Source organism: Halomonas sp. 3F2F (assembly GCF_014897805.1).
GTDB lineage: Bacteria > Pseudomonadota > Gammaproteobacteria > Pseudomonadales > Halomonadaceae > Vreelandella.
In genome coordinates this window covers 233,046-257,256 of sequence record NZ_JABUZE010000130.1, presented here as the reverse complement: position 1 = coordinate 257,256, position 24,211 = coordinate 233,046, and the positions used below count along the sequence as shown (strand labels likewise).

Annotated in this window: 12 protein-coding genes and 2 pseudogenes; 6 read left to right on the top strand and 8 right to left on the bottom strand. The window is 53.6% G+C overall.

Annotated elements, in window-relative coordinates; all coding sequences use genetic code 11:
* Positions 1–106: 106 nt before the first annotated feature.
* The 4 genes from INT21_RS13655 to recC all read right to left on the bottom strand — a co-directional run bounded on the left by INT21_RS13655 (position 107) and on the right by recC (position 11,845).
* Entirely contained in the window at positions 107–2,224 is a 2,118-nt protein-coding gene (locus INT21_RS13655) for an AAA family ATPase (protein WP_193085345.1), read from the bottom strand.
* Between the two features lie 146 nt (positions 2,225–2,370).
* Positions 2,371–4,428, bottom strand: a complete 2,058-nt coding sequence (recD, locus tag INT21_RS13650) for an exodeoxyribonuclease V subunit alpha (RefSeq protein WP_193085344.1) — start codon at positions 4,426–4,428, stop codon at positions 2,371–2,373.
* Positions 4,425–8,183: an exodeoxyribonuclease V subunit beta gene (recB, locus tag INT21_RS13645; protein WP_193085343.1), complete on the bottom strand. Its 3,759-nt coding sequence runs from the start codon at positions 8,181–8,183 to the stop codon at positions 4,425–4,427. The genes recD and recB overlap by 4 nt, the downstream gene beginning before the upstream one ends.
* On the bottom strand, positions 8,183–11,845 hold the full coding sequence (gene recC, locus INT21_RS13640) for an exodeoxyribonuclease V subunit gamma (RefSeq protein ID WP_193085342.1): 3,663 nt from the start codon (positions 11,843–11,845) through the stop codon (positions 8,183–8,185). Before recC ends, recB begins: the two co-directional genes overlap by 1 nt.
* A gap of 144 nt (positions 11,846–11,989) precedes the next feature.
* Between recC and INT21_RS13635 the strand changes: the two genes are divergently transcribed.
* The 4 genes from INT21_RS13635 to INT21_RS13620 all read left to right on the top strand — a co-directional run bounded on the left by INT21_RS13635 (position 11,990) and on the right by INT21_RS13620 (position 19,104).
* Complete coding sequence (locus INT21_RS13635) at positions 11,990–13,888, top strand: hypothetical protein (protein WP_193085341.1); 1,899 nt, start codon at positions 11,990–11,992, stop codon at positions 13,886–13,888.
* Positions 13,889–14,154: 266 nt separating this feature from the next.
* Positions 14,155–15,630, top strand: coding sequence for a DUF262 domain-containing protein (locus INT21_RS13630; RefSeq protein WP_193085340.1), 1,476 nt, complete (start codon positions 14,155–14,157; stop codon positions 15,628–15,630).
* A gap of 35 nt (positions 15,631–15,665) precedes the next feature.
* Positions 15,666–17,582, top strand: coding sequence for a GmrSD restriction endonuclease domain-containing protein (locus tag INT21_RS13625; RefSeq protein WP_193085339.1), 1,917 nt, complete (start codon positions 15,666–15,668; stop codon positions 17,580–17,582).
* 304 nt (positions 17,583–17,886) lie between these two features.
* Positions 17,887–19,104: an IS701 family transposase gene (locus INT21_RS13620; RefSeq protein WP_319022700.1), complete on the top strand. Its 1,218-nt coding sequence runs from the start codon at positions 17,887–17,889 to the stop codon at positions 19,102–19,104.
* A gap of 266 nt (positions 19,105–19,370) precedes the next feature.
* On the opposite strand, the gene INT21_RS13615 is transcribed toward INT21_RS13620, so the two are convergent.
* Positions 19,371–20,669 (bottom strand): site-specific integrase, encoded by a 1,299-nt coding sequence (locus tag INT21_RS13615; RefSeq protein WP_193085338.1) that lies wholly within the window; start codon positions 20,667–20,669, stop codon positions 19,371–19,373.
* Positions 20,670–21,013: 344 nt separating this feature from the next.
* Here INT21_RS13615 and INT21_RS20805 point away from each other — a divergent pair, with 344 nt between their 5' ends.
* Together INT21_RS20805 and INT21_RS13610 are read left to right on the top strand one after the other, a co-directional pair.
* Complete coding sequence (locus INT21_RS20805; protein WP_442311304.1) at positions 21,014–21,220, top strand: Arm DNA-binding domain-containing protein; 207 nt, start codon at positions 21,014–21,016, stop codon at positions 21,218–21,220.
* Between the two features lies 1 nt (position 21,221).
* Positions 21,222–21,653 (top strand): tyrosine-type recombinase/integrase, encoded by a 432-nt coding sequence (locus tag INT21_RS13610; protein ID WP_301398609.1) that lies wholly within the window; start codon positions 21,222–21,224, stop codon positions 21,651–21,653.
* Here the strand turns inward: INT21_RS13610 and INT21_RS13605 are convergent.
* The 3 genes and pseudogenes from INT21_RS13605 to INT21_RS20425 all read right to left on the bottom strand — a co-directional run.
* Positions 21,581–21,934 (bottom strand): annotated as a pseudogene (locus INT21_RS13605) (integrase core domain-containing protein); the annotation flags it as partial. The gene INT21_RS13610 and the pseudogene INT21_RS13605 overlap by 73 nt on opposite strands.
* A 238-nt stretch (positions 21,935–22,172) precedes the next feature.
* A complete protein-coding gene (locus INT21_RS20800) occupies positions 22,173–22,928 on the bottom strand; it encodes a reverse transcriptase/maturase family protein (RefSeq protein WP_442311303.1) in 756 nt (251 codons plus the stop codon).
* A 681-nt stretch (positions 22,929–23,609) separates the two neighbouring features.
* Positions 23,610–24,084, bottom strand: a pseudogene (locus INT21_RS20425) (transposase); the annotation flags it as partial.
* Between the last annotated feature and the right edge of the window lie 127 nt (positions 24,085–24,211).

Here is a 24,211-nt window from a genome sequence, read left to right as displayed (position 1 = left end):
AATTTTAGCGGGGTGGCAGAACGTCGCGGAATGGACGCTTACGTATGTCGCGTTGTATGTGTTGCATCTCTGTTCCCATTTGTTGACTTCAGTGCATAAGGCTGTGCTACACAAACCCCATTGGCTGGCGCTCGCCGTGCTGTTCGCGCTCCTCCATGGTTAGCGCATCCAGCAATGTGTTCAGGCGAATAGGCAGCCCGCGTAAGTCCAGTTGATCTAGCGCAGTGCGCACGTTGCCTGGGGTTAGGCGGCGTTGAGCTAGGCAGTTGGCGGAAATGCTGGCCAAACGCATGTGGTCGCGTTTAGGCAGTACCGCTTTTAACAGTTCGCGCAGTGGTTCAGGGGCTAGCGGTAAAAACTCGACTTTGAGATCAAAGCGGCGCATTACCGCGCGGTCTAGGCTGTCCACGCGGTTGGTGGTGGCGAGTAGTATGCCGTCGAAGTTCTCAATTTGTACCAGTAGCTCGTTGGTGTGGGAAATCTCCCAGCTTTTCATGCTGTTATCGCGCTGCATCAGCAGGGTGTCTACTTCGTCCAACAGCAGCACGGCGCTTGTTTGCCGTGCTTTGGCAAACAGCTCGGCGAGCTTTTCTTCCGTCCCGCCAACGTATTTATCCAATAAGCTGCTGGCGTGCGCGGTAATCAGCTCGCGGCCCAGGCGTTTAGCTAAATGTTTTGCTAAGGCTGTTTTACCGCTGCCCGGCAGGCCGTGCAGGCATAAACGGCCACGCTGGCGGCGCGTTAGGCGATTAACGATATTCTCAAGCCCTGGGCGAGTATTGAGCCACTCCATGCGGTAAGCAGGCATGGCAGGGCCGGTGGAAGTGTTAGCACTGGTCGTTATGGGCGCAGTTGCTTTACCCAGTGCCTGCAGGCGTTGTGCCATCAGTGTCTCAATATGCTGTTCATTACGCTGTGGAGTGCGTGGGTTAAACAGCGTGCCTAGTCGGCACAACTGTTTAGCCGCCGCTGGGGTCATCCACGGCTGTTCTGCCAAACGCTGCCGACCTATGGGAGTGACGGGCAGTGTTTTAATCAACTGCTGGTAATGAGCATTCATCTCTTCGTTTCGATTGGCCTTCACTTCAATAATGAGATCGAAGCGGCGCAGGTAAGCGGGGTCGAGCCAATGCACGCTGTTACTTACCCACAGGCCAGGCGTCGGGTTGTTTTCTAACAGCTGATTCATCCAGCCTTTGGGGAGTGCTTCTTCGTCGTTAATGACGTCCTCGATCTCATCGAACATCACAAGCCCCGGGCGCTTTCCAATCAGCGCTTGTACGACTTGGTAGCGGCCCAAGCGTTTGCTGGGAGTAAGCACATCGTTATCTTTTTCTGCCACTGGCACGCCGTATAGCGATACCTTTAGCAGTGTGGCAAGCGATTTTACAAACTCCGTTTTACCCACGCCAGGTGCGCCGTAAATCAGTATGTTAGCACCGGTTTGTTGAGTGTCGATCGCGTTACGCAGGTAATCTAATGCCAGCTGGCGCAGGGGGACAGCACCAAAACTGGCGAATGAATACGCGCCAGCAGGCTGGATAGGGCAAAGGCTCATCAGACGTTCAGTGATTAAGCTGCGTAAAGTGCTGGAAGCAAGAGTTGCAACATCGTGGTTCACCAGTGGCGCTAAGCTACGCAGCATCGGGCCTGGTGATAAGGTGTCGTCTAAGTCTAGTAGGCGGTGATTGTGGGTCGTATTCAGCAGCCCGAACATTTTTAGGCGGCTTTGTTCTTGTAAGCACAGGTGCACGTCATCGCTGCCATGGCCGGTCAACTGGGCTAATAGTTTCTTAGCATGGGTGTCTTCAATGCAGGTAAGCGTAGGGTTCATTTGTGGATAGCGCAGTCGTAGCCAGCTCAGCGTGAGCAAATGCGTTTCAAGCTCAGAGAGCTGTAGCAAGCTCGCGATCTGTTCACACAGGATCACTAGGGGGTTGTTCAGATGAGTGGATGGGTTGATGGTGGCGCTCGTACGTTTCCACCAGCGTTTTAGAGAGGCGCTGTAATCTTGGTAGCGATGGCTACCCTTTGCAGCGGCCGGTACTTTGAGGCCGAGCCAGCCAAACAGGCTTTCCCAATCGTCATCGTCTAGCGAGCAGTTTTTGCCTTGAAACAGAACCACGCGCACAGCAATAAGCTGTGCCATAAGGCGCTCTTCCGGGTCGTGCGTCTCATCATCACCCGAGTTGGTATGAAGATTTAAGATAGTGTCCCACTGCATGGCCGTCTCCTTTGCTGCTTATGTCAGTAGCATAACCCTTAGGTGCGACGTTCCATGTCGCAGGAGAAACGGATGCCCTTCGTTAGCGAACGCTCTTTGTTAGCCAGTGCCAATTCAAGCGTTGTGGGAATGATTCGTTGTGAGAGTTATTGGTCTGAGACGGTAAATAGGCGGCTGTAGCGCTCTATGCGGCGTTCAATCGCGCGTGTTAGCACCTCACTGTGGGTGTCGAGTAACGTAAACGTATGCTTAGCCCGCGTCACGGCGGTATAAATCAATTCTCGGGTGAGTATCGGCGAGAGTGAATCAGGCATCACCAGCGCGGTATGGCTAAACTCCGAGCCCTGCGACTTGTGAACGGTCATAGCGTAGACCGTTTCAATGCGCTGCAAACGGCTAGGCAGCACCCAGCGAATACCGCCTTGGCCATCGGGGAACGCCACACGCAGCGTTAACCCGCTCTCCTCTTTGGGTACTGTTTTAGTACTGGTCTTAAAGTGACGCGGTGCATTCAGGGTAATGCCGATATCCCCATTCATCAGTTTTAAGCCGTAGTCGTTACCGGTGACTAACACGGGGCGGCCTTCATACCAGTGGCTTTCAGCCGCTGAGGCATCAATCCATCCTTCACGTATCAGTGCCTGCTCAATACGCTCATTGAGCGTTTCTACTCCCCACGGCCCCTGGCGCAGCGGTGTTAATAGCTGGAACGTGCTGTGGGCCTTGAGAATAGTGGCTGCCCAGTCGTCCCAGATGGCTTTGTCGTCCTCTAGGTCAGGACGGTTGCCTGTTTGCTGAATACAGTGCAAGTAGTGGCTAAGACCGCGTGCGTGAGGATTATTTTTTCGTCCTGCGACGGCTAATGTCGTTAGCTTGTGGTAAGGCGCGGTTGCTGACAGCGATAGGTGGGCAAGATCTTGATAGCGGGTGTCTGCCAGTACGGAGTGCGCTTGCTTGGCATTACCTGCATTGATGGCGTCGGCGAGGTGCCCGATGCCACTTTGGCTATCAAAGCGAAAGCTGTAGCGAAGCTTGGCGACCACCTGATCCAGTGCCTGGCCAGAAAGATTCATTAAAGAGGCGTCGAGCGTGTAACCCGTGGTGGCGGTAATCCATTGAGCGGTAGGGTCGCTGTAATGCCCCTCATCAGCGCGTTGGCACAAACTGCCTAATACGGCCCCGGCTTCTACCGAGGCCAGCTGATCTTTATCGCCGATTAACACCAGTCGAGCGTGGGAGGGCAGCGCATCCAGTAGCGCTGCCATCATCTCGATATCCACCATAGAGGCTTCGTCCACCACTACCATGTCATAAGGCAGCGGGCGGTGAGCATGATAGGCATAGTGACGCGTATCTGGGCGAGCACCCAGTAAGCGGTGCAGTGTTTTCACCTCAGTGGGCACAGACTGCTGCGTACCCTCAGGGAGCTCAATATCGTTCAGCGCAGCCACCTGTTGGGCAATTGATTCGTTGAGTCGAGCGGCTGCCTTACCCGTCGGTGCCGCCAGCGCAATCGTCAGCGCGGGCTGGTTAGCGAGACGCGTTAACCCTTGCAGAAGCGCCAGCAGACGAATGACCGTGGTGGTTTTTCCTGTGCCAGGGCCACCGGTAATCACTGCAAAGGGGGCGCGTGCGCCAATCGCACACGCCATTTTTTGCCACCGTACATCGTCCGCATGAGGTGCATCAGGCGGAAACAGACGGTTCAGCAGGTCGGCGGCTTGATCGCTGGGCCAATCGGTCACGTGTTCAAGGCGCGCGTTCACTGCCGCGGTGATGCGCTGCTCGTGCTGCCAATAGCGGCGCAGATAGAGCGTGGAGCCGACCAGTACAAGAGGCTCATTGCCGTTAGTGCCGGTGCCCACCGCCGACCAAGCCCGTAATGCTTTTTCCCAGCCGGTGTCTGCATAACGGGCAATGAGGGAGTCGGGTGTGGGCAGCTCGGGCATGGCTTCCTGAGCTTGTACAGCGATCAGCGAGCGGGGCTGTGTGGTCAATGTTGTCAGATCAAGTAAGAGATGCCCTTGCCCGGCTAAATGGCTGACCATCGCCGCCGCTAGCAAGCAGGGGCCATCGGCCTCTGGTGCAAGCCGTGCTAGCTGGTCAGCGAATGCTGCGTCCAGGTCGCGAATCCACCCCGCGCGCGCCCAGTCGAAAAGCGTAATCAGTAAGGTCTCGTTATCCGATAAGTGCAGGGTATTCATACCGCCACCTCCTTGTGATTTTCTCCGGCCATCAGGTCATCCAGGCGCTCAATAAACGCAAGGGGTGGCTTAACACGCAGAACGCCCCGGCTAGGCGCTTGTATGCCCCGCAGAAAGACCAGCATGGCACCGCCAATATGGTGGTCATAGTCGTAGGCGGGCAGGGTTTGGCTTAGATGGCGATGCAGTGCCAGCAAGTAAATACACAGCTGCATGTCGTAGCGCTTATCCAGTGCTGCTCGCGCAAGCGCGTCTTGGGTGTAAGCCGCATCAGAAGGCCCCAGCCAGTTTGACTTCCAATCAATCACGTAATATTGGCCGTTGTGCTCTGCCAGTAGGTCGATAAAGCCTTTCATCAAACCGTTGAGCTGTTGAAAGCCCAGCGCTGGCCGTGGCTCTCCTGGAAACAGCGTCTCCTTCACTAGCTTATCGAGTACCGGGGTCTTGGCATTTACTGTGGCAAACCAAAAATCAGGTTCAGCGCGGTAATGGGTGAGCGATGCCAACACCGGGCCTTCCTCGCCTTCTGCTGCTAGTGGGGTATGTAACCACGACGTGATACCGGCTTTTAGTGCAGGCCCATGCGCTTCCCAACCTCGTTGAGCGCAGCGCTGAAGCATACGCTGAGTAAGCTCTGGGTCACGGCTAGCGTTATCAAAACCTTCGTTCGCCAGTGTTTCTAATACGCCATGCAAAAAGGTGCCGGGGTTGGGGCCTTTAGGAAACGCATGCAGCGAGCCCACTTCAGGCGTGCCTTGGATAAAGGCGGTGCGTATCGGCTGGTGCTCTTCGGTTTCAATTTCGGCCTGAGACGTTTCAGGGGCATTCACACCTTTTTGCTGCAGAGCCGAGTAGCTGGCAATCCACCATGGGGTGAACGCTGGGTGGCTCGGTGTTCGTGTGGTCTTTAACTCAGGGTTGGTCGCCTGTACTTGGTAGCTAACCTCCTCGCTCGTGGCGGGATGGGAGGTAATATGAGCGCAGGCTTGTGAGTGTACCTGCCACGCGCTTTTAATCGACCCCAGGTCGGGCAATACCTTCCCACCACCTAATAAGTAGCCAATACCGGATTTATCGATTTGAGCTTTTTTGCTGCGACCATGCTTCAGGGCGGCTAACCCGATAAACGTCGCGTGGCGAGCGCGTGTTAGCGCGACATACAGCAGGCGCATATCTTCAGAAAGCCGCTCATCATTAGCCGCTTCAAAGCCTTCTTTCGCCTCATCTTTACTATTGGCTAGCTCTAAAAACGCGTTGCCGCGTTCATCGTGGAACAGAGGTGTGCCCCATTTCCCGTTAATTTCTTTAAAAGTCGCGATAAAGGGCAGGGCGACAATCGGGTACTCCAGCCCTTTGGATTTGAAGATGGTCACCACCTGGATCAGGTCGGCATCGCTTTCTAGACGCAAGATTTGCTCATCGCGTTTTGGGTCTTGAATATGTTCGCCAAGGACGCGAATCAGCGCCTGGTCACCGTCTAAGGTATCGCTCGCCTGTTGGGCCCATTCGGCAAGGTGCAGTAGGTTAGTTAAGCAGCGCTCCCCTTGTGGTTTAGCGAGCAGCTGCTCCGGCACACGATAATCGTGCATCAGCTGACGTAAGGCAGGCAGTACGCCCTGGCGATGCCAGCGTGCGCGATACTCAGCAAAACGTTCTTGCGTTGCTTCCCAGGCGAGCTCGTTATGGTGAAGTTCATCCAGTTGAGCAAGGCTCATTCCCAGCGTGGGCGTGGCAAGTGCTGCGCGAAGCGTCGAGACCGATTCAGGATGAGCAATGGCTTTAAGCCAGCGCCAGCAATCTTTCGCTTCTGGGGTAGCGAATACGCTGTCGCGGTCAGATAGATAAACACTAGCTAGCTGGCGTTCGCTCAATGCCGAACGGATAGCAGCTGCCTCCGTGCGGTCGCGCACCAAAATAGCAATGTCGCTCGCCTGAAGTGGCCGAAACGCTTGGCCGGTAGTGCTTTCAAAACCTGAGGCGTTTGAGGCAGCGTCGTTAAGCCAGCTGGCGATTTGATTGGCGCAGTGGCGAGCGGCCTGCGCAAGGTAGCGCTTCTTATTCACCGGTTCGTCATCTTCACCCACCCACCACGCTGTTAGCGCCGCTGCCGGCTTGCTATTCAGCACTAGCGCTTCTTTTCGGCCATTCGCGCCTGCCGGTGTAAACGGCATGGGGTTTTCTTGGGTTGTTTCGTTGGCAAACCTGAAGGCTTTTCGAGTAAACGCATTTTCGGCATGCCGAAAAAGTTGATTTACCGAGGCCACTACGTTCGCGCTTGAACGGAAGTTCGTTGCCAGGGTGTGATGACGTGGAGATGTGGCAGCACGCGCCTTTAAGTACGTATAGATATCGCCACCGCGAAAGCCGTAAATGGCTTGTTTGGGGTCGCCAATCAGGATCAGTGCTGACGAAGGGGCGTTCTCTTGCACCTGGTAGATCGCATCGAAAATACGGTATTGCGCAGGATCGGTATCTTGGAACTCATCAATCATCGCCACGGGAAACTGCGTGCGTAGCCTGTGTGCGAGTGCATCGCCGCCTTTGCCGCTTAGGGCATCAGCAAGGCCCTGTATCATACCGTCAAACCCCATCTCAGCACGTTGTGAGAGCTGTTGGTTTACTCGGTTGGAGACCCACTCGCGTGCGTCGGCCAGTACCAGCGGCTTCAGTTCTTTGGCTTGAGTGTGAAGACTGGTAGACAGCTTATGCCATTCCTCTAACGCATCATGAACCTCAAAGGCGGGTAACGTGGTGCCTTTATTTACTAACAGCTGGCTGGTGGCGAGTTTAGGGACAAACTTACACGCGGCCAGGCAGCGCTTTCCCTGCCCCCAGGCGTCCAGCTCTTCTAACCAGCTTGCAAACGTGGTGTCATCGTTTTTGCCCCGAAACTTATTGCCATTGAGCTTGCTGCGAAGGGTGTACAGCGCTTGGTGTATCGCTTCTGCGTCCTGACAATAGGCTTGCCGTGCCTTATCTTCGCCCTCATTTAGCGCTTCACGAGCGGGAAGCAGCCCCCGTAGCTGTGCCTCCAGGTCTTTTTTGGGTAAGGGCGCGCCTGCAAAGCAGAGTTGAACATCATGACGCTGCAATAACGTGCGTAAGGCACCATGTAGCGCTATTGGCGATTCGAATAACTCCATCATCACTCCGGCCACAGGAGCATCCATGGGGTAAATGCGTGTCCGCCAATAATCAAATACGGCCTCCTGTGTTAAGGAGGTGAGGTCTTTCACTATCTCCTGGTGAAACAGTTTCCCGCTATCGAAAGCATGCTCCTTGAGCATCCGCTGTGCCCAGCTGTGGATGGTAGAAATAGCGGCGTCATCCATCCACTCGGCGGCCACTTCTAACCTGCGGGCGCAGAGTGGCCAATGGGCGCGAGGATAATCGTCGCGCAGCTGCGCGAGCAGGGAGTCGCTTTGATGCAGGCCGTCGTCCTTCACCGTTGCCCTAAACGCCTCTGCGGCTTGCACTAAGCGGGCACGGATGCGGTCTTTCAGCTCTTGGCTAGCGGCCTCTGTAAAGGTGACGACCAAGATGTCCGGAGGCACCAGCGGCATCATAAAGCCATTAGTGGACGAATGGCTGTCATCCTCGGGCTGCCCGTGGCCAAGTACCAATCGCACGTATAAGAGCGCAATCGTGAAGGTTTTACCCGTCCCAGCACTGGCTTCAATGAGTTGGCTGCCGCGTAGGGGAAGGCCCAGGGCTAAGGGGGCAGAAGACGACACAGTTGAGGGGAGCGTGGTCATTAGCGTGCCTCCTGTTCAGTGGTTGGGTGCTCAGATGCCGTTAGCGCGGCTACCCAGTCATAGAGGTCACGGTGGACATCCTGGCAAGCAGTCAAAAACTGGTCATTAGATAAAAAATCTTCCAGGGTAGGTAACTCACGCACTGTCAGCGGACTTCGCTGCAGTAGTTGGTCGAACGCCTTTTCCCATTCCTCCACTAGCTTTTCGTTTTGGCATAACGCCTCTATGTCGAGTGGGTCAACGCCATCAGGTGCGCATTCAAATAGCGTAAATGCCAGTGAAGAATGCGTGGGTAATGGCGCCTGCATGGCGCTAAACCATTGACGAATTAGCCTATCCAACCACTCTGCCGCCTGGGCTTTGGGAAAGCCGGGTATGGCCAAGGTACCGCTTGGTGAGACCAGGTGCGTAGTTGATTCTGGGTGGGTGAGCTGTAGCGCTAGATGTGCTGGCCAGTGGCGCATGATCTGGTTCCAATGCCAGCTGTTACCTTGGTGCAGATGGCTAGAAAGTAATACGATCCGCGCTGTTTCCGTGTCGCTACAGAATACGTTATTTAGCGTATCGTTCAGGGTGATATGCACCGGTTGAGTGTGGTTAAAAGGCGCTAGCGTGACAGGTATTATCTCTACAGAGTGAGACACCGAGACCACTGGGTGGGCGGCGTCAGGATATCGACGCAGCTGTGTCTGGTAGGCGGTGAGGGTGTCAGGCAGGTGCTCTAGCAGTGCGTGTTGAACAATGGGGCCTACCGGTGAAGGCGGGTAATGGCCTGCTCGTTGGCGTGTGTCGACCGTTTCTTGAAACAACCGGTCGATGTCGGCATTTCGGTCGCTGGTGAGGCGCTGGCCTAGATGCTGCAATACAGCGTCGCGCTGTTGCCACTTTTCAAGAGAGTCAAAGTCAAACGGTTCGTCGTCTTCACTCGTCGTGTGATCGTCACGCATGGACGTTGCTAGCCGCTGCTGAAACAGTGCACTCACGGGATCGCGCATAAAGCTGGCCAGGGCACTCAGCGTCACCGTGCTTTCTGGTTGCCATAACGGTAGCGAGGCAGAGACTTGCAACAATGAGGGCCCAGAGGTTGTTGAGCGGACGCCTTGCCACTCGCGGGCATACGTAAACAGTGGCGAGGTTTTATCAAAATACGCATGACCAAAGGGTTGAAGTGGATGCTCTACGGTTAAGGTGGCCAGCAGGCTACGCCGCTGTTTTTCGCGCTCATCGGCGGATAAACGCGCTGGCGTGTCCTGCGCTGCTAGCCGCCAACCAGCGGCAATATGATCACGCAGTTGCCCCACTAGCACGCTAGGCGGCTGTTCTTGGTTATCTTGTGCGCTAAAACCACACCAACTAATCACTAGACGCTCGCGTGCTGACAACAAGGCTTCGAGGAACAGATATCGATCGTCGTCACGTCGTGAGCGATCACCCGGGCGGTAGTGTCCGCGAATGGCCATGAGATCAAAGTCGGGAGCTTGGCTTTTACGAGGGTAGGCGCCTTCCTGCATACCCAGCATGTACACGTGGCGGAAGGGGATCGCGCGCATCGGCATCAGTGTCGCAAAGGTGACGCGCCCCACGATAAAGTTCTGTGCCAACTGAGGTTCATCGATACGCGACAGCCAGCTCTCGCGTACTACCGCCAAGTTAATAGGCAGATCCATTTGAGCATCGTGAATCTCTTGCTGCCACGCGTCTAACGTGGTTTGCACGTGCCCTAACAGCTGTTCTTCGCGTGGAGAAGTAGGCGCTAAGAAGGTAACGATCAGTTTGCCTAATACCGCTGACCAGCCGTCCGCTGACTGTGAGGTATCCAAGCGCTCTCGATAGTCCTCAAGGGCGGAAATGAGCCGGTAAAGTGAGCCGGCAATGCGTGCATCTAGGCCGGCCACTTCATCAAACGGCACAATGCCTTCCCAGTCATCGCCGGTCTCAGCAGGGGCTCCAATGGCATACCCCATGAGCATGCGCTCAAGACCAAAGCGCCACGTATGTAACTCGTCATGCTCCGGCAGATCGAGTGAAGCGCGTTGCTGAGCATTGAGTCCCCAGCGGATATTGGTGTCACGAACCCAGCGCTGAAGGGTGGGGAGGTCGCTCTCTTCAAGCCCAAAGGCATGCCGTAATGGTGGGATATCAAGGAGCTCCAACACTTCGCTGGTGCGAAAGCGCCGCTGTGGTAGCGTTAATAACGTTTCGAGCGCGACTAGGAGAGGCTCGCGGTGGCGGCGCTGTTGGTCGGCAAGATGATAGGGCAGGTAGCGGCGTTCATGGGGCGAAAACTGGCCGAATACGGCTTCAATGTACGGGGCATAGTCGTTGATGTTCGGCACCATGACGATAATATCGCGTGGCTGTAGCGAGGCATCCTCCCCAAAGGCCGCTAACAGCTGGTCGTGGAGCACTTCCAGTTCGCGCTGCGGCCCATGACAGACCGTAAAGGTGATTGAACGATCCGTGGCGCTCAGCGCTGGCCAGCGGCCCTGGCTTTCAGCCGCCGGCCGTAAATCTAAAAGGTCATCCTGTAACTGGCCCAATAAATAACGCGTATCCGGTGTGACAAAGCAGTCAACGGGCTGTTGGAGCGCCGTAAAGGCGTCTTGATACTGCTCAGTCGCGTCGTATTCGCTGAGCAGGTGTAGATAATCACGTCCCTGCTTTCCCCAGGCGGCCAGCAGTGGGTGCGCATGTAGATGCAACGCTTCCGGTGTCGCATGTAAATCGGCAGGCATGCCTTGTTTACGACGTTGTCGATGATGGCGCCGCAGTGCATCTCGCGTCTCAATAATATCGCCCCAATAGTGCTGGCAAGGATTGAGCAAACATAAAATCACTTCTGATAGCGGCGAAAGCGCGGCAAGCACTTCGATCATCTGAAGGGGCAGGGATGAAATGCCAAACACCACGATTCTGGGGGAGAGGCCTTCTGGTCGTTGAGAGAGTTCGTTAGCCGCCGTTTTAAAGCGCTGATGTATCGCGCCGCGGTGACTATGGCGAGCCTCCTCCCCCAAGCGCTCAGCAATCGTGTCACCCAGTAAGCGCCATAGCGTAGGTTGCCATAAGTGCTCATCGTCTAACGGCTGTTGGCGTGCTGCGCTATCTAAAAAACCCTGCGTGAGGATGTCATCGCCTTGCTCCCAGGCCGTTAGCCAGTCTGCGCGATAGACCTGATACTGATCGAACAGATCGGCAATGCGTTCGGCTAACTGATACCGCTTGCGTGTATCCGGATCCTCCTCAAGATAGCGAGCCAGTGGCTCAAAGCGGGGATCCTTTAAAACGTCGGGCAATATAGTGAGGATCTGCCAACGTAGCTGGCCCTTATCAAAGGGCGAGCTTTTGGGCACGCTGTTGTCACCCGTCGCGGCGTCAATCACTTGGCGGTAAGCCTGCCACTGGAAGCGCGCTGGCAGCATGACATCTGCGCCAAGGCTGATGCCTCTGCCTACTCCACCCTGCGTCTCGGCCATAGAAATCTTCAGCCATTGGGCAATGCCGTTGCTTTGTACGAGAAACGTGGTTTTCTCCAGCGGATGCAGGGGGCGGTGGGCTAGCCACGCCATCGTGACATCACGCAGATCTTCCATGCGGTTGCCCTGAAGGACAATAAGGCCTTGGGTTCGTTTTTCATGGGCATTAGGAGCAGAGTAGGCAGCCATAAGAACTTCCTTGTTAAGAAAGATTTAAACGCCAGTGTAGCGCCAAACTAAGTGTATTGAGAGTATCAGTATGTCTGAATAATGCGACACAGAGCGTCGCACCCGTGCCGTATGCTGCTTCTTATGCAACGAGGAGGAGTGGGCATGGATACATTATTGCTGGATGATAATGGTGGCGGTGCTTTGGTAGGTAAATGTGGTAACGCGCATCAAGGTACTTGGCTAGTCGTTAAAGAGATGCATCTGCGTGCCTTGGATATCCACGATGATCCGGTGCTGGAAGTGTTGGACTTTCGCGGCTGTGGCGAGCAAGCGCACCTGCATTTACAGCTAGACCGACTGCCCAACTTACGCATGATTTATTTACCTGAGCTCTCCCAAGGTGCCGTTATCCATCTGTTCTGTATGGATGTGCCACGCTCATTATTCATTCATGGAAACGTCACTGAGTTAGATGCGGATTGGCAAGCAGGTACGCTACGTTTGGTGTCTCACAAGGCAGCCTACGAGGGCGTACGTCTTTTGGGTCATGATGCACACAGTGACGATCTTTGCCCTTCGACAGGGAAGAAGGGGGAGGACGATGAATTAACGGTTAATCCCAATCAGTTGTCTGTTGTGCTCAACCCACGTCTTTTGCCTGCAAGCTTACGGCTCTCAGGCGAGGGCACATGGATGTTGCCCGATGCGTCTCATGTCGAACAGTGCGTCATTGATGGCCCCACTAAGGTGAGTATAGAGAAAGCATCCATTCTTAACACGCTGACCATTCAATCTAGCGGTTCCTATGAGGTGGCAGGGATAAAAGCCTTAGCGACCGTAAAAGGAGCGCATAATCAATTACGTGAGACGCCGGACGCTCGGCCTTCTTCATCCTTACACCATACAGCTCGCAAACATCTCACGTTACGAGGGAGCGTAAAAGCACTAACCTTCGCCGACGCCTGGGGTCATGTGCAACTGCATACGCCACACTTAACAACCCTCACGCTCAGCTGGGCCAAACATGTCGCGTTACATCATTGCCGCGCTTTAACCACCGTATCGCTGCCCGATGGTGTGTCCGTAGACTGTTACGGCAGTGTTCCGTACCCACTGTTGAACCAGGCGCGCTTTTTTATTGATGAGTCGACGCTGGCGCATTGCTTGACCCGAATAGAGGCGGGAGAGCATGGATTACTAGAAGGTGTGTTAAACGTGCTTGCGCAACGCCACACGCCTCATGGCGTGTTTTACACATTAAGTACGCTGTTACGTTTGGCCAAACAAGGCATAGCGCTCAACGCGCTCTGGCAGTGCCGACGCGCTTTAAGTGGCTGGCAGCGCTTGGGTGGACGCAAGCGCAAACGCCTATCGTTAACCCACCAAGACTACCAACGTGCTAATAAGCGTTGGGCTTGGCAGCTGCCCGTGGATCGTGTTGAAGAGGGCTTTAGTGCGGATTTACACCTTTGGGCGCTTTGTATGCCTCACTGCTCTGATGCTCGGGCGTATCGCAAAACCCTATTAAAAGAAGCACAAAAACGTGACTGTTTAGTTCACCTCTTACGTGTGGCAACCGTGGAGCAAGGCTTACCCGCCTTAGTGGAGTTAGCGACGGACGTACTCGTCGCGCTGTATGGCCAGGGGGAGTGGCAACGGTTTTCATTACCAAATGGCCAGTCAGGCGTTGCTCGCTATTTGCCACGGCTGTTGCGCGCGCAGGCTTTAACGCCATTGCAAACAACCGCCATATTAAATGCCGCGGCGAATCTTGCCCCATGGCTGTCTCTCCCTGCTCTGTTGGCCCATCAGCTCGCCAACAACTCAGGTCCTACTCGGGCGCTGCTGATGACGTTATCTCGCCATCCCGATGAATGGTTTCGTTGGCGTATGCCGGGTTTTCCAAACAGCCAGCATGTTGCTACGGCTAAGCAACAACTGTTGCAGCTAGCACTAGTGCCTGCCTCTGGCGCGCACAAGTTGGTACAGCAAATGGAGCAATCGGCTGTCATTCGTGAGCCTGCCTGGATGGTAAATGATGGGTTTTTGTCTGACTGTTAAATCTTGATTGTATTCAGCTCAGCTTCCTCATTGCGTAGGTGTATACCGAAAAAGAAGTTAACCACGGTGGCCTGAACTCTACTTTTGAAACCCTCTAAAAATGGGGGGATTACCGTGCGGTGTCCTCTTAGTGACTAAGAACTTCGCTTGCGCCAGCAAAGCTTGCTTTGGCGAATTCTGACTGAGATCATCTAGTTCTTATTTAGTAGTGGTTCTAATTCCACCTCAACCACATGTTCCGCGAACTCCTGGAAAAAACGATACATATGACGAAGCCCACCGAGGACGAAATTCAATCTCTAGAAAGAGACCATGTTGCCCCTAATATAGTCGTGGCAAGCACCTCCATTGCCGCTTTACTTGACGGGGAGTCGATCCTCGGTAGCGACGGTAGCTATATAAAAGGGCGCTTGAACATCCCCGAATATCAGCGTCCTTACCGTTGGCAGATCAAACATCTGCAACGATTAATGAACGATCTCAGCGAGTGCTTCTCACCACCTACGAATGGAACGCCTATAAAGCACGATTTCTACTTGGGCAGCATCATCATCCACCAGTCGCGTCCACCAAGAATGCGCGCAGATTTTTTGAATATCATCGATGGTCAGCAGCGCCTGATTAGCTTGGCATTGCTGTCATATGTACAGAAGCAACGTAATCTCGCCAAAGGCATCGAGTTAACCTCCCCCGAGTCCCAGGCCCAAGCCCTACGCAATTTGCGCTGGCTAGAGAAACAGTCAATGCCTACGGTGGACTTTAACCGGGTGAACATCACTTTGGTCGTCACTCGCAGCGAAGATGACGCATACCGTTTTTTCGAAACGCAGAACACCGGTGGGATCCGGCTAGACGGTCCATCGATCCTCAAGGCGCATCATTTGCGTGGGGTGCCGGGACAGGAACAGGACACACAAGCAAGGCGTTGGGAGGCCTGGGGCAAGCTTGACGACACAATGGACTCGCTGATGAAAGCGCGCCACTGGCAGCGCTTAAAATGGCGCAAGCTCTCAAGCCATCGCCAGCCGCTGAAGTTACGCGAGGAGATTGTTGAGGAACTAGCCGAACGCACCGGGCAAGGCCAGGACTTGGCATATCGCACAGCGCGGGTCAGCCATATTGGGGCGAGCCAATCCTTGCATGTCGACAGTGGATATGCGATGCGACAGCCGCTTAATACTGGAACCAACGCCATACATTACTTCGATTATTTCCATGGGCTGCGGCGAGCGGTATTGATTAGGCGCGATGACATCAGCCTTGAGTCTTTTCACCAGTTCTACGACAAACTGATAGTACAGGCCAACGGCAGCGTTTTTTTACGCAAGCTCTTTGATTGTGCCGTGTTGCTGTATGTCAGCCAGTTTGGTCGTCAAAGGTTATTAGAAGCAGGGTACTGGTTGTTTAGAGTGATATTTTCACCACGACTGAGCAATGAAAAGGCCGTGCGTGAAAGCACCGCTCAGAGCTTTGTCGAGCTTAATCCAGTGTTGGACTGGATCGCCTACAGCTATACCCATGACGAACTAATCGAGACATTACAGGGATTTAGTTATTCCATTGCCGAGAGGTTAGATGAGAACGGTGTGAAGTATCGGTTCGTGCGTACTGTACAGGCGTACTTTTCAATGAGCTTGAACGAGCCGGGCGAAGCGCTGCATACAAACTTTGATGTTGAACTTAAGCAGGCTATCACCAAAATGTTCAAAAAACACTCTTCCAGCTTAGCAGGTACGAAATGAATACTAATGTTCACTCCTGTGTACAGACACCGGCCTTGTTATCCGATGAAGAGATCACACTGGTTATCCCCAGCTACCAGCGCCCTTTTGTCTGGCCGAGCGAGTATGTGGTCGACTTGTTGAATCAGATTATAGTGGCCTACAATACCGACGCGCCACATTACTATATAGGCACGGTACTGACATCCGCCGTCTCCCAACGCGATTCCGGGCAAACCCATTCTCTTTATGAAGTGATCGACGGTCAGCAACGCATGACCACGTTGATGCTGATTGCACTCGCGCTGACTGCTGTAGTGCCCAATAACTCACTGGCGAAATTTATCGTATGGAGTAAACAGCCCCGGCTCCATTTTGCCATTCGTGACGAAGTGCAGCGGCTGTTTGCGGCGTGGGCTGGTCTTGAGCATGAAGAAAATACTGACAGGTTCTCTGAAGCGGATGAAGCCTATATCAAACACCTTTCTGCTGCGCGCAAGGCGCTTTCCGATCGGTTAGACGAACTGGTTAGTGACCATGATGAAGCGTATCTGGCCGAAGTGGCGGAATATCTGTTTTTGAAGGTTCGATGGGTGAACAACATCATGCCTCACGGCATGGATCTGAACCGGCTGTTCTCAACTATGAACAACAGTGGCGTGCAGTTGGAGCATAGCGATATTCTTAAGTCTCGTTTACTGGCTGTAATCGAGACGCAGAAGCAGCGCTTCGACGCGATTTGGCAGGCCTGTGAAAACATGGACGATTTCTTCGAACGCAACCTGCGCAAGGTCTTTCCGGACGCAGACTGGAGACGCCTGAAACAGCCTGATCTGGCCAACCACTGTGTTGCTTCCTTCCCGCTCAAGCGCGTCCACTCCAAGCATGTGCAGGGTATGACCATTGCACAGTTGGCTAAACTGTCGGAGGTTGAGGTGAGCAAGCCAAAAGCACGGGAGGAGCCTGAGAGTTATTGTCGTTCAATCATCAGTTTCAACCTTCTGCTTATGCATACTTATCGCATTTATCTTAGTCAGCAGCGCCAAGGCGATGTCGAAGCGCGCCTGCATGACAGTCGGCTCAATGACTACTTTGCAGACTTCATCTCTAATGCCACTGAGAAGCAGGCTAAAGCCTTCATCGAATGCCTTTGGACAGTGCGTTATCAGTTCGATCTATGGGTGGTGAAATGGTTACCTGAAATTGACAACCAAATCTGGAATTTGCGCCAGACAAGCGTAAATAAGAGCCGCATCAGCGATGGTGGGGGACTGAACCGTACCCAGCTAGAAAGCAGCGACTTAAGCCAACTGCAGAGTGTGCGCAACTTCACTGGCGAACGAAGTGCACAATATTGGCTGACTCCGTTTCTAGGTACGTTAGTAGTTTGCGAAAAAATGAAACAAACGCAGGTATTGTCGTTACTGGAGCACATTGATAATCAGTTATCCTTAGCTAAAGCTAGTCAGAAGGTGGCTAGCTTTGCACTATTGACTGGTGAAGACTTTGCCATGCAAGGCATTGACAATATTATCGAATATTTGAAGGAACCCAACGGCACTCGCTTTGAACATTACTGGTTCCAAAAATTGGAATACATCCTTTGGCGAGAGCGCAGTCGCTTCGGTGTTTATGAAGCATCCAAGCTGGCGGCCTATCGGATCACTTCGAAGAACTCCGTGGAGCACGTTCATCCTCAGAAGGAAGAGTTCGGTGTTGAACTGGCTAAGGTACACCGAGATGGCTTTGGCAACTTAGTGCTGCTAAGCCCTAGCGAGAATTCTTCATACAGCAACCAACGCGTGGGCAAGAAACGAGAAGATTTTAAGGGCAAGCCCCGTTATGACTCACTTAAACTGGCGCATATTTTTAGCGGCAGAGCCGATGAAGAATGGGACTCAATCGCTATCGAACAGCACCAAACACAGATGTTAGCCTTAATCAAAGAGTATTATGCCAAGACAGAGATCTAATACGCTGGGATAAAAGTTGAAGATGCCTCCCCAGATGGATGTGCATTATGATAATACTTTCATGAGATTTCGTTCTGTTCATAACTCTCTTCTCATACCTCTCTCGCCGCGACTGCACCAGCACCTCTACAGCGTCGCGATCACGCGACGCTTATAATGACGTAAAAGCGAACTGGAATGGTACAAGTGGTACTGAGCACAAAACCTTACTAGTACTGCAGTTGTAGATAAAATCTACACTTCGTTGATCACAACTGGTGAGTGAGCGAGGTGCCCGATTCTGAACGAACTGACCCTTGAGAACGTGCGTAAGCAAACCCGTGATTGGGAATCGTCGTTATCTTCATGGTTGACAGCGCTGGGCGGTTACGTCAAGCGCGCCGAGGCCCGGGAACACCTCGGTGCCTACCTGCGGGGCCTATTGGGTGATGTCGATCGACGAAACAGTTGGCAGCTGGCGGAACATCAGGGCATCGCGCACTCCTATGGCTTCCAGTACCTGATCAACCGGGCTCGCTGGGATGAAGACTGTGTGCGCGATGCTGTGCGACAGCGTGTCTACGAGGTACTGCGCGACTATGACGCGGTGCTGGTGGTGGACGAAACGGGGTTCCTCAAGAAGGGGCACCATTCGGTGGGGGTCAAGCGCCAGTATAGCGGAACCGCAGGTCGGATCGAGAATTGCCAGATTGGCGTGTTCCTCGGTTATGCCAGTTGCTGGGGGCAGGGATTGGTGGATCGGGCCCTGTTCCTTCCCCAGGATTGGGCAGACGATCGCGAACGCTGTCGCCAAGCGGGCATCCCGGAAGACGTTAGTCATAAGACCAAGACAGCCTTGGCTCGAGAGATGCTTAGCAGGACGCTGGATCGCGGTGTCACGGCCCGCTGGGTGACGGGAGATGCCGTTTATGGCGATTCCTTCCAGCTGCGCTGGACACTGGAGGAGCGCGGTCAAGGCTATGTGATGGCCGTCAACCGCAAGGCGTATGTCTGGCAGGGGCTGGAACAACGTAAAGTGGGCGACCTGCTGGAAGCCCTGCCTGGGAATGTCGGCTGGACCCGTCTCAGCGCCGGAGCGGGTAGCCAGGGGCCCCGGGAGTATGACTGGGTCTATCTGCCGCTGAACCCAGGCTCTTTCGAGGGATGGCAGCGTGGCGTACTGGTACGACGTTTCCTGAACGCCGGACAAGAAATGACGGTCTATTTCACCTTCGCGCCCTGCGGTACGTCACTCGAAGACCTAGCGCTGGCGGCGGGGGGCCGGTGGAATATCGAGCGCTGTTTCCAGGAAAGTAAATCACAACTGGGTCTGGATCACTATGAGGTGCGAATCTGGCGAGGTTGGTATCGCCATATCACACTGGTGATGGCGGCCTACGCTCTGCTGGTCACGCTGCGCCGATATCAGCTAAAAAAAAGCCTGTTGCTAAACCTGGGTGGGCAAGGCCCGTTGTTCTTTCCCTGGCCGAAATGCGGCGATGGCTGTGCCTTACCTCCATTGCCCAGCGACGAAGAGGGCTGAAAGATGCGCTGCACTTGTCCTGCTGGAGAAGATGTCACCAACGTGTCGCCCAGTACTATCACTGGGTGACCCGCCAGCGAACGAAGGGAAGCATCATTACCTTATCTCTTAATGATTATCTACAACTGCAGTACTAGGCCTAACGAGACTTACAATGGATCTGTAAGTCGTTGTGGCCGAGCAAAATGGAGCACTAATTATGAGTATCCGGCGACTCATATCAATTGATTTGAGTCGGCTGTCTAACGTTTTATGCTGACAACATTTTAATTGCTACAGTTTTCGTATGCCACCTGTTGAGTAATAACTGCGCCCCAGCGTTGCCACACGTCTACTTGAGACTTCCAGCGAGCAGCACGATTATAGGTTCCCATTAGTTTGGGTGGAGCGTGGGCAAGCATCATCTCAACCAAAAGTGGCTCAGCCATTAGTGTTTCAGTCGCTTGAGTGGCAAACGAGCGACGCAAGTCGTGAGTGGTGAAGTGCTCTAGGTGATACAGCGGCGCGCAGTCATCGTGTTCCTTTCTGGCACGGCCTTGTAAACGCGCTATTGTGGTGCTCAGGCTATCCGGGTGAATTGGCTTACCAGTGCCTTGGGTAGACATAAAAACGAATTCACCACTTGCTAGCTGGCGCTGTTCTGCCAGCAGTTCAAGCGCCAGTGGGCAAAGGTGAACTTTATGTTGGCGGCGCGACTTTGTGCGTTCAACCGGTATGGTCCACTCTGTTTTTTTGACTTCATCCCAACGCATAAAAGCCACTTCGCTACGGCGGCAGCCGGTCAGTATCAGCAGCTTTAGCGCATTGGCTACGGGAATGCTGAGTACCGCGGTTGTTGCCTTGCCTTCGTTATCGGCACGGGTGTCATCTATCGCTTGCCACAGTTGACGTAGTTCAGGCAGAGAGAGGTGTCGTTGACGCGGAGCAGAGGCAGACGCAGCAATATCCGATGGCGTTACACCATCAGTTGGATTCACGTCGATTTGTTCACGCTTTTGGCAGTAGCGTAAAAGTTGGCGTAATAAGTTGAGGCTATGACGGGCTTCAACTTTGGCCTTTTTGGACGCTTGTTCTAACACTTCGATAATCAAACGTCGTGAGACATCACGCACGTAAAAATCAGCGAGCTGCGGGGCTAGATGGCGTCGCCAACGTCCTCGCTGCTGAGACACTGTCTTAGTAGTGGGGAGCTGTTTATTTCGCCCAGGTGTTTGTTGGTAGGTTTCTATCCAGCGCACAAAAGCATCCTGCATTGTCCATGCGGTCAGATTGTTGGCTTTTTCAGAAGCACGCTGTTTTCTTGGATCTAAGCCTTTTTCCACGACCTTTACAGCTTCTCGATGTGCCTGGCGGACCTCTGCTAATGTCATGGCTGGGTAAGTGCCTAGTTGCAGCTCAAATTGCTTCCCATTAATGCGGTAGCGATAAATCCATGCCTTAGATATTCGGTCATTACGTGCCTCTAAAGCCAGTCCACCTACGCCACGATTAGTAACGCCTTCCCTTATTTTTTCCTTGCCAACAGCGGGTTTGAAGGCAATAACTTGTTTTTCAGTGCTCAGCATTGTGTCTCCTTAAATGAGGATTTTCCGCCCCCACAGGCGCCCCCACAGCTGTGGCAGTATAGCGATGGAAAGCATGAGACACAATAAGACAGTATTTCTTGTTAAATTAATGATTTTGTTGAATTAATGAGTAATTAAAGGAATACTTAATAATGTATGAAAATAACTGAAATCCTGCTCCTAAGCGGCAGGTCGCAGGTTCGACTCCTGCCAGGGACGCCAACGGGGGTTCTTTGCAAGTCCTGAGAAGGCCTAAAAAGAGTATAATACTCTGATATACATTGTTTTTTAGCTCCTCGCAGTTCCTTCCAAACCCCGCTGCCAAGTGGTATACATTCCGGTATATGTCTTCATTCGGAAATACTCGGTATACCGCCATGGCGCTAACTATCCGACAAATAAACGCAACTAAGCCCGGCACGAAAATTATTACCTTCTCAGATGGCATGGGATTAGCACTTAGGATCTCAACCAACGGCAGCCGTGGATGGCGTTTGCGCTACACACGCCCTAACGGCAAACGCAACATGATCAGCCTTGGCCAACCCTAAGGTGCGCCTTGCCGAAGCAAGGGAAAAGCGGACGGATATGAGACGTTTAATATCCCAAGGCATTGACCCCGTAGAGCAAAAGCAGAGTGACAAACGCCAACGACAGTATGCAACTGAAAACACCTTTGAAGTGCTGGCCATGGAGTGGCACGCTGCCATGGTGCCGCGCTGGAAAGAGAGTTCTAAGCGTGCCAATGACAGCAGGCGCGTGCTTGAAATGTATGTGTTCCCAAAAGTAGGGAATCGGCCGATAGAAAGCATTCTGCCCCTCGAATGGCTAGGCATACTGCGCACGCTTGAAGATTTAGGGAAATTCGAACAGAGACGCCGCCTGCACGCCTTTTGTCGCGATTGTAGCGGTCAACTAATCCCGAACAGTAATTTAAGATTTTCCTCAGCCACAACGGGAGGCATGCCATCGTTAAATGAGTGAGGGCGCTGCTGGTTGTAGTAACCCATCAGATAGCCACTAACGTCTTTCCTGGCCTCAGGTAGATTTCGATATCCCAGCGCCGGTATCCACTCCGATTTCAGACTCCGGAACAGCCTTTCCATCGGCGAGTGTCCCAGCAGTTGCCACGTCGGCTCATGCTTTGTTTCATACGATAGCGCCAAAGTCTTTGGCGGAACTTGCGGCTGGCATACTGACTACCCTGGACTATCGGAATGGAACATAACGCTCTTTGGCTGACCACGTTGTGATCCAGCGCTTTCACAACAAGACCTGCATCCGGCCGTTTAAGCGTTGGCAAGTGCCATCGCGACTTCAGGAAAGCGAGAGGTCCAAGTGTTTCTGGGCTCAGTCCTCAGGTAGGGATTACCCTCCGGGAGACGCCATCGGAATCGCTTCTTCCCATGACCGACGAGTCGGTGAAGAATAGCTCCACCGAGTAACCCCTGATTGGTTTTGCCATACAGCACCCAGGTCTTACTTTGACCCGAGACTGGGGCATTAATTGCCTGACAGCTTGGCGGTTAAAGATGCCGCAAAGTTACGGGCCTTATCCTGGGGGATCGTCGTCACCACCCGCATGCCTCCATAGCGGCTCCGCTTGCGGATGATGCGATGGCCCAGGAACACGAAGCCGTCGTTCACATGGGTAATTTTGGTTTTCTCCATGTTCAGTGTCAGCTTGAGAGTTCCTTCCAGCATTTCCCGGCATTCTTCTCTGATCGCTTCTGCCTGAGCTTTAGTGCCCTTGCCGATAACGACGAAGTCATCGGCATAGCGGCAGTAGGCGACAGCTGGCTTCCATTGCCGGTTCTCTCGGATGGCTGAGCTTCGACCGATCTGGATACTATGGTTCCAGTACCACCGATCTTTCCGGGCCTTTTTGCCAAGGTAGCGCTGGTTCAGGTGCTGATCGAATTCATGCAACATGATGTTCGGCAGCAGCGGTGATAGAACACCGCCCTGGGGCACGCCTTCACTGGCGGCCCGAAAGAGCCCTGCATCAATCTGGCCGGCTTTGATGAATCGCCAGAGAAGATTCAGGAAGCGTCGATCCCTGATTCTGCGGCGTACAGCTTTCATCAGCAGCCGGTGGTGCACGGTATCGAAGTAGCTGGACAGGTCCCCTTCGATGACCCAGCGTCCACGCGTTACTTTATTATCCGTCAGTTGCAGTTTCACTGTGCGGATGGCGTGATGAACGCTTTGTTCCGGCCGGAACCCGTAGGAGAGCGTATGAAAGTCACTTTCCCACACGGCTCCATTGCCATTACCATGGCCCGTTGAACGATACGGTCGCGCAAGGTCGGGATACCCAGTGGCCGTTGCTTGCCGTTGGCCTTCGGGATATAGACCCTTCGGACCGGTGACGGGCTATAGGCATCGGAGAGTAAATCATTCCTGATTTGTTGAAGAATAGCCGGCAGTCTGGCCTGCGCAGTCAGCTTGACCTCCCCGTCTATCCCAGGCGTATGTGACCCTTTGGAAGATAGGGTGATCCGAGCCGCTTCTGCTAGCCAGTCAGGCTGTGCTATCAGGCGCAACAACCGATCCACTCGGCGATCGGAGTCGGCTGTTGTCCAAGTCGCTAGCTTGCGTTGCATTTCGCTGATTATCAAAGGTCTTCACCTTGTTTGGTCAGGTAGTTTGCTTGGCAAACACGTTTAAACTGCTCCCCTTTGCCATGTGATGGGCTTTCCCCATCGCGGACCACTACGGGAGCTCCGCCAGTCAATTCGGCTTCGGGGTCATGCCCCCTTGGCATCCGATATTGACTTTCCCCGGTTCACCTATCTGGACTTCAACATGCTGAGGAGGCTGCCCAATGCACTCTTTTATCCTTGCTTGCCGCAAGTTGACAGGCAGCAGCAGTCCCGCCTGTGAGGGATACTGCTGTCCCGACGTCCGACTTACCTGTTCGAACTTCTTCGTTCGACAGCGGCTGCCAGCTGAGCTGCGACTCTTTTTGAAAAGGCGGCTTACCTGAGCCTTTAAGACCAAACGCTCAACATCCACGCGGTCCCGCCGCTGGCGGTACTCGTAGTAACTGGAGCGGCTAATATCAAACGCGTTACAGACCATTTCAACAGGCATTTGCTCACTCAACTGGTCTATCAGCGCATACGATTCATGTCGTCCGACATCAAGAGAGCAGTGGTCTTTTTTAGGCTGGTTTTTTCCATCTCAAGGCGTTTGCAGCGAGCCTCAAGCTCCTGAATACGCTGCTGTTCTGGAGTTAACGCATTACCCTGTGGCGTTACCCCCTGACGCTCGTCCGCAAGCTGGTGGACCCAACGCTTTCTCTGACACCCAACGAGGTACAAGCTTGGGGATAGCTGTACCCCTGATCTAGTACCAGGCTGGCAGCTTCCTGCTTAAATTCAGGCGAAAAAGTACGTCGTTTCTTAGTCATCAGACACCTCGCTTAGGGTGGCAATATTACCACCTACGTTGGTGTCCGGTTTTATTGAACCACTACAACCTACGACTGTGAAAGGTACAAAATCTAGTATTGGCAGGACAGATGGCGTTAACCATGG

Excerpts from the sequence above, each read along its gene's own strand:
- recB (WP_193085343.1), bottom strand. The coding sequence starts at position 8,183 with ATGACCACGCTCCCCTCAACTGTGTCGTCTTCTGCCCCCTTAGCCCTG.
- recD (WP_193085344.1), bottom strand. The coding sequence starts at position 4,428 with ATGAATACCCTGCACTTATCGGATAACGAGACCTTACTGATTACGCTT.
- INT21_RS13630 (WP_193085340.1), top strand. The coding sequence starts at position 14,155 with ATGACGAAGCCCACCGAGGACGAAATTCAATCTCTAGAAAGAGACCAT.
- recC (WP_193085342.1), bottom strand. The coding sequence starts at position 11,845 with ATGGCTGCCTACTCTGCTCCTAATGCCCATGAAAAACGAACCCAAGGC.
- INT21_RS13635 (WP_193085341.1), top strand. The coding sequence starts at position 11,990 with ATGGATACATTATTGCTGGATGATAATGGTGGCGGTGCTTTGGTAGGT.
- INT21_RS20805 (WP_442311304.1), top strand. The coding sequence starts at position 21,014 with ATGTCTTCATTCGGAAATACTCGGTATACCGCCATGGCGCTAACTATC.
- INT21_RS13615 (WP_193085338.1), bottom strand. The coding sequence starts at position 20,669 with ATGCTGAGCACTGAAAAACAAGTTATTGCCTTCAAACCCGCTGTTGGC.
- INT21_RS13655 (WP_193085345.1), bottom strand. The coding sequence starts at position 2,224 with ATGCAGTGGGACACTATCTTAAATCTTCATACCAACTCGGGTGATGAT.